The sequence below is a fragment of the Bartonella sp. MR90HLJMH genome (assembly GCF_042194115.1).
In the GTDB taxonomy this organism is placed as follows: Bacteria; Pseudomonadota; Alphaproteobacteria; order Rhizobiales; family Rhizobiaceae; genus Bartonella; species Bartonella grahamii.
The window spans coordinates 1-5,053 of record NZ_JBHIMM010000024.1; the positions used below are offsets into that span (position 1 = coordinate 1).

At 37.3% G+C, this 5,053-nt stretch carries 2 protein-coding genes; both read right to left on the reverse strand.

The window, feature by feature from the left end; genetic code table 11:
* Positions 1–1,661, reverse strand: a 1,661-nt coding sequence (locus tag ACFIJ9_RS08510; RefSeq protein ID WP_375636744.1) for a pertactin-like passenger domain-containing protein, incomplete at its 3' end; no start/stop codon positions are given.
* A gap of 405 nt (positions 1,662–2,066) precedes the next feature.
* On the reverse strand, positions 2,067–4,631 hold the full coding sequence (bafA, locus tag ACFIJ9_RS08515; RefSeq protein ID WP_375636747.1) for a BafA family autotransporter: 2,565 nt from the start codon (positions 4,629–4,631) through the stop codon (positions 2,067–2,069).
* Positions 4,632–5,053: the final 422 nt, after the last annotated feature.

Here is a 5,053-nt window from a genome sequence, read left to right on the forward strand (position 1 = left end):
GTTAAAAAATGAGAAACTGAAAGCGTTTCTCTCAATTGTGGAGAAGGCTGTTCTTTATGAACTGGACGCAAAATCATCTGATCGGCTAAAGATTGTGAAGATTCTGAAACAATAGCCTGTTGCTTTCCATCAGAAAAATGAAGAGAACTTGCTGGGGGAGACTTCACATGAGTGCGATTTTCTTGAGAGGGAGATACCGAAACACTAGAGACATTCTGTCTTTCTCTTAAATGACGTGGAGGACGTGGCTTGGATTGCTCTTTTTTAGTAGGTTTACGAGGACCAGTATTTTTTCCTCCAGAAGGAGAACTTTGATCAGATAATGCAACAGAGTCCTTTGTTTTCTTGTTTACACACTGTGTTTTAGTATTAGAATGTTCTGCATTTTCAGAGACTCTGCTTAAAGACCAAATTGTAGCACTACCACTAGAACTAGCACACCTTTCTCTCTTCAGCAATTGATACTGATAGGTTCCACCATCGACAACTGTAATGTTCTTGCCCAAAAAATCTGCCAGAGTAAAATTAGCTCCTCCATCTTGGCTTCTATCGGTAATTAATGGAAGTTCAGTAACCAAACTATTCCTTTTTGACAGAGAGCCTGTGATTTCAGCACCAGAATCTGCAACGCTTATTTTGTGATTACCTGCACCATCGCCAATCGACAAGTAATCACTCGCATCCCCCGTAGCACTAATATTGAATCGAAAATGTAAATCCCCTGAAAGTTTTTCAACATGAAGTGAAATATGACGTGGATCATACGGAATAGAAGTAAAAATAACAGTTCCATTATGCCCCCCTAAATCTTCAATTTCAATCTGAGGTTTTTCTCCTATATTTCGTTCACCAACCTCAAATATTATTTCATCAACTCTTGCCTCTATAGGAATCTTTTTCTTAGTGATATGGTTTGTCCTATCACCAGCAAATAAATAAAGTTCTCCGTGATCATTGACCCTTACTTCTCCCACGACTTTTTGAACACCAGAATGAAACCATGACCTAGCAGAATCCGTAATTGTTAAAGTATCCACAAACCCTTCAGGATATACAACTTGAATAGCCTGCCCCTTCAAAGTAGTAGCATAAGACCCAGCATGCGCTAAGACGTGCTGTCTGCCATTCCCAGAGACCTCTGTATCCATTGCGCTCCCACCTTCTTTTCTTTGTCCCGCATAAAGATTTTGTTCTCCGTTATCTCCCACTTTCGTATTCCAAACCCACGCTCCATCATACACATTCTGCTGTCCCACTACTCCACCATCTCCTGTAACTGTGGAATTATATGCACTACTTTTTCTCTCCACGCTTGTAAGATCAAGATTTGGCTCTTCATGAATAAACTGCTTACCACCAAGGATTTTGGTGCCTATCGCAGTTCCTCCGCGTGTAACTATTTGCATTCCCCCTTTTTTAATAGTGGAACCTATAGAAGTTGCCCCATTTTCAACAATTTCAGCACCGCCATCTCCAATTTTACTATTACTACTGGGAAAATTATTCGTAATCAGTGCTGAACCTTTTGGTATCTCTGCTCGATTTCCTACATGTTCTACTATTGTTAGCTCTCCATTCCTGTTTTCAACTGCATTCGCAACTTGTACAAGACAACTACTGATCATCAATACTGAAAAACTTAACTTATGTTTATACTGCATTATCGACACTCCACTCTCAATTATTTAGAAAAATATCCCACGGCTACGTAGGTAACCCGTCTTAGATTGTATCGTAATGTGTTTTATTTATGTTTAAAAACACTTTTAAAGTGTATTTTTTAATATAAACAACTTTAAGTTGTATATTTATAAGCAGCTAGAAAGTTCTAACTTAAGGCAGAAAGTCTGAATAAAATTCAAACTGTTCACTTGAGTTCAAGGAACAATTTTCAATATTTGAAGTTATAGATGAAAAAAACGCTCGTGCCTTCAAAGGAGAGTATAAAGATATCCTTACTGTTTGAGAAGATCTCTACACTCTCGAGAAGATAAAATCGAGCGTTATCTGTTTAAGCTTGCAAAATAATTACATTCATAAAGTTAATCAGCCGCGTACACACATATTTAGAAACTATAGCGTAATCCTAAAATAGCTTGAAGAGCATTCTTAATCTTATGTCCTTTTAGATAATGTGCTTCCGCATAAAGTGTCAGTTTATCATTGACCGAACCGTTTACACCAATTCCCAATTTACCTGCATTACCCGATAAGTCTGTAATAAATTTATGCTGGTTATTAATTGTCGTATAATTATTATTTACATTCTCACGCAACCAAGCTGCCATAATGTAAGCTGTTAATGAAGTTTCTGAATTCACAAAGAATTCATGTCCTGCAGTTAATCCAACTTCACTGCGGAATGAAACCAATGGGCTTAGATCACCTATCATTCCATTTGAAAGTTTTATTTTTTTACCTTCAACCTGCAAACCTGTTAGCTTGATATAAGGCTGCATCCAAGTATTCTGTGCCGGTGTAAAATAACAACCAATTTCAAATGACCCACCTATCGCCCACTGATTGTAATGACTTTGAATAGCTAAACCATTCGTGGAGATAGCTTTCAAATTATCTCGGTAATAATTATATTTCAAAACACCATCCATATACCATCCGCGATGATCAAAATAAGTTGCATAAGTTCCAATGCTATAAGAACTCAGATCACTATTACCACCTCGTGCATGAGAAATACGTGCTTGATCATAACTACCGAAACCACCAACATACAACTCTCCATGCCTTAATTCACTCAACTGATCAGCACCAAAGACTAAACCTGTCTGCCCAAGCTTAAAGTGTGTATGTCCTGTCGCAATACGTTCTCTGCTCTTAATCGCATAAGTCCATAGTTCGATATCTTTCCTATTTCTGTTCCAAATTTTTCTACCATTCCTTACAATTTGCAACTCATTGTTAAAAACAAGTCCAGGAACTACGGACAACGTTAACACTGCATCTGTAGAGGGTGTTGTTGATGTCTCACCAGGAACAAAAGGATTTGCCGGATCTGGAATAGAGGTTTCTGGTCCACTGAGGCGGTCTGCAGATAAAAACCACACTTTTCCATTTTCATCCTTTCTTTCTTTCAAGTCATACATATAAGTTCCACCATCAATGGCGTTAATTTTGTCACCCTTAAGATCTGTCAGCGTAAAATGTGCGCCACCACTTTGATCCATAATTAAATCACGCTTATTTGAAAAAGGATCCGTGATTTCAACTCCAGAATCAGCAACACTTATCGTATGATTCCCAGCACCTTTCTCAACAAAGAGATAATCACCACGGTTATGGGCAATCGTAGTATTGAACGCGAAATGTAAATTTCCTGAAAGATTATTCACATGAAGCTGAGAATAATATGGATCAGAACCTGTAAACGAAAAAATAACACTCCCTTCACCACTTAATTTTTGTATCAAAGAACTTTTTCCATCAAACTCATCAGTAATAGAGTACAGTTTTGTATCTTTTCCATTTAAAATAATATCTTCTACTATGGTATGATGTTGATCATTCCCAGCATAAAGATGAATCTGCCCAGAATGATTTACCTGTGTCTTGCCTTCTAATGTTGCCCCAGCATGCACCCATGATTTTGTTTCATCATTCATTGTTAGATTTTTTACAGATCCATCAGCATATATTTCCTGAATAGCGCTCTCATTTAAAGTAACTCCAATAGCCTTACCGCCTTTTAAGATACGCTGTTTACCACCGCTAAAAATTTCTGTGTCAAATGCAAAACCACCATTTTTAGCACTTTGAGATTTTTTTCCAACCTCTTGTACGCCCCCTCGCATAACTTTCGTATCCCAAACTTTTCCGCCATCATATACTTTTTGTTGTCCTAGTGTTTCATCTTGACCATAAATGACAGTATGAGAAGCACTACTCCCTTTAACTTCTCCTCCAACATCCCCCTCCCCGAAAACAAGTTGCTCACCACCATAAATTTTAGTCCCCTCTACTTTTCCTCCATTTCCAACACTTTGTTGTCCACCTTCTTTAACGACAGCATTTTTCGAAAAGCCTTGTTTTCCATTTAAAGCCTCAACATTTTCAGTTCCACCATGTTCAATTTTACTATTCTCACTGAGACCTCCTGCATACACATAAAGCTCTGCACCATTCCTTACAGTATTATTAATGGATCGCCCTGGGCTATCACTCTCGCCATCATTTGAAATGTATGCTTTACCTTCATTATCAAGGACATAATTTTCTAACAGTGCCCCATCTTTAATGAAGATAAGTTCAGGTTTTTTAAGAAACGCAATATTTTGTTCTTGTAAATTATATCCGACATTGTCACGACGACTGCTGTCAAGCTCCTGTTGACTCGCAAACACTCTAGCGCCCTTATCCTCAGTAAAATCGCTAGGCTTTTTTAAAAAGTCTAATTCATTGCGCGTCCTTATAATAACATCATTAGATGCTCCAAGAATGCATCTTCCTGTTTTCATATCCTCATTGTATTGATCCTGAAATATTTTGCCACTTTCATAACTTGAAGATTGACAAAAAAGTGGTATTCCCCCCTCATTTGCAGCAGCAGCTTGCACAAAACAGCTGCTCAACATGAGTATCCAACAATGTTGTTTCCATTTATATTGTAGAGCCATATCCTCCCCCCTTCACGCCTGCATAGACACCAAACGTAATTAGCTCTATAAAACATATTTTCAACCTTAGATTGTAAAGAATCCTTCTTAAACATTCTCCTTATCTCATAAAAAACTGTTTTTTACAGTCTTTTAAATGCTTTTTTTGATCAAGAATATAAGAACGTTTTTATAGTGCTTCTTTAGCATTTCCTCAGAGTTTTCTTATCAAAGAAAAAAGTAATGCATAATAAAGTATATAAGGGTATACAGCTATCATGAAAAGCGAAGCGGCATGCTCTGAAAAATTGTTCTCTGAACCTTCATTAAAGACCTTTAAAGACAACCATACATTTAAAGATAACTAAAAAATAACCATATAATTAAAAACTATAGCGTACACCTAAAATACCCTGAAGGGACTGTTTTGTTTTACGTCCTTT

Bases quoted from the DNA above. Each gene is read 5' to 3' on its own strand.
- bafA (WP_375636747.1), bottom strand. From the start codon at position 4,631: ATGGCTCTACAATATAAATGGAAACAACATTGTTGGATACTCATGTTG.